This window comes from Achromobacter sp. SIMBA_011 (assembly GCF_046535435.1).
In the GTDB taxonomy this organism is placed as follows: Bacteria; Pseudomonadota; Gammaproteobacteria; order Burkholderiales; family Burkholderiaceae_B; genus Achromobacter; species Achromobacter dolens.
Genome location: NZ_JAWRWN010000444.1, coordinates 1 through 273, shown reverse-complemented (window position 1 = coordinate 273; position 273 = coordinate 1). Strand labels below are relative to the sequence as shown.

Genomic DNA, 273 nt, shown 5'->3' with positions numbered 1-273 from the left:
ATCGACTCGCGCACGATTCTCGACCAGATGGGCGCCGAATCGTTGCTCGGGATGGGCGACATGCTGTACCTGCCGCCCGGCAGCGGGCTGCCGGTGCGCGTGCACGGCGCGTTCGTCGCCGACGACGAGGTGCATCGCGTCGTCGACAAGCTCAAGGAGCAGGGCGAGCCGAACTATATCGAGGGCATTCTCGGAGGCGGCGTGGCGGGCGAGGGCGACGAAGGTTCGGCGTCCGCCTCGGGCACCGGCGACGAGTCCGATCCGCTCTACGAT

At 68.5% G+C, this 273-nt stretch carries 1 pseudogene; it reads left to right on the top strand.

Annotation, left to right across the window (positions count from 1 at the left end):
* A pseudogene (locus SB816_RS31645) lies at positions 1-273 on the top strand (DNA translocase FtsK); the annotation flags it as partial.